Annotated in this window: 11 tRNA genes; all 11 read right to left on the reverse strand. The window is 49.1% G+C overall.

Features of this window, described 5'->3' with window-relative positions:
- Nucleotides 1-14 precede the first annotated feature (14 nt).
- Nucleotides 15-102: transfer RNA gene (locus C7N41_RS07555), tRNA-Ser, on the reverse strand.
- 11 nt (nt 103-113) lie between these two features.
- Nucleotides 114-186, reverse strand: a tRNA-Glu gene (locus tag C7N41_RS07560).
- A gap of 53 nt (nt 187-239) precedes the next feature.
- Nucleotides 240-314, reverse strand: a tRNA-Asp gene (locus tag C7N41_RS07565).
- A 4-nt stretch (nt 315-318) separates the two neighbouring features.
- Nucleotides 319-392 (reverse strand) — tRNA-Met (locus tag C7N41_RS07570).
- A 13-nt stretch (nt 393-405) separates the two neighbouring features.
- Nucleotides 406-478, reverse strand: a tRNA-Glu gene (locus tag C7N41_RS07575).
- Nucleotides 479-482: 4 nt separating this feature from the next.
- Nucleotides 483-570 (reverse strand) — tRNA-Ser (locus C7N41_RS07580).
- 4 nt (nt 571-574) lie between these two features.
- Nucleotides 575-649 (reverse strand) — tRNA-Ile (locus tag C7N41_RS07585).
- A gap of 8 nt (nt 650-657) precedes the next feature.
- A tRNA-Gly gene (locus C7N41_RS07590) sits at nt 658-728 on the reverse strand.
- A 19-nt stretch (nt 729-747) separates the two neighbouring features.
- Nucleotides 748-820, reverse strand: a tRNA-Phe gene (locus tag C7N41_RS07595).
- A gap of 9 nt (nt 821-829) precedes the next feature.
- Nucleotides 830-904 (reverse strand) — tRNA-Asp (locus C7N41_RS07600).
- A 4-nt stretch (nt 905-908) separates the two neighbouring features.
- A tRNA-Met gene (locus C7N41_RS07605) sits at nt 909-982 on the reverse strand.
- Nucleotides 983-1,049: the final 67 nt, after the last annotated feature.

The following is a 1,049-nucleotide window of genomic DNA, read 5'->3' on the forward strand; positions in this document are numbered from 1 at the left end:
CTCTTTTTTTATTAAGGAGAATGAGAGATTCGAACTCTCGCGTGGTTTGACCCACCTAGCGGTTTTCAAGACCGCCCCCTTCAGCCACTTGGGTAATTCTCCATATAAATAAATGACCCGTACGGGATTCGAACCCATGTTACTGCCGTGAAAGGGCAGTGTCTTAAACCACTTGACCAACGGGTCTAAAAAATTTAAAACAAAAAAAGATTATCCATAAGGATGATCTTTTATAAATACGGTTCGTACGAGACTCGAACTCGTGACCTCCTGCGTGACAGGCAGGCGTCCTAAACCAACTAGACCAACGAACCATAATTGCGGGAGATGGATTTGAACCAACGACCTCCGGGTTATGAGCCCGACGAGCTACCAGACTGCTCTATCCCGCGATAATATAAATGATGACCCGTACGGGATTCGAACCCATGTTACTGCCGTGAAAGGGCAGTGTCTTAAACCACTTGACCAACGGGTCGCAACGGAGAAGGAGAGATTCGAACTCTCGCGCCGGAAAACCGACCTACACCCTTAGCAGGGGCGCCTCTTCAGCCACTTGAGTACTTCTCCAAAATGGGCCTAAATGGACTCGAACCATCGACCTCACGCTTATCAGGCGTGCGCTCTCAACCAACTGAGCTATAGGCCCATTACAAAAGCGGGTAACGAGAATCGAACTCGCGACAATAGCTTGGAAGGCTATGGTTTTACCACTAAACTATACCCGCATAATAATATTTGAATAAATGGCGCGGGACAGAATCGAACTGCCGACACACGGAGCTTCAATCCGTTGCTCTACCAACTGAGCTACCGAGCCATATTAAAGCGGTTCGTACGAGACTCGAACTCGTGACCTCCTGCGTGACAGGCAGGCGTCCTAAACCAACTAGACCAACGAACCATAATTGCGGGAGATGGATTTGAACCAACGACCTCCGGGTTATGAGCCCGACGAGCTACCAGACTGCTCTATCCCGCGATAATAAGGAGAATGAGAGATTCGAACTCTCGCGTGGTTTGACCCACCTAGCGGTTTTCAAGACCGC

It is taken from the genome of Apilactobacillus micheneri (assembly GCF_002993975.1).
GTDB lineage: Bacteria > Bacillota > Bacilli > Lactobacillales > Lactobacillaceae > Apilactobacillus > Apilactobacillus micheneri.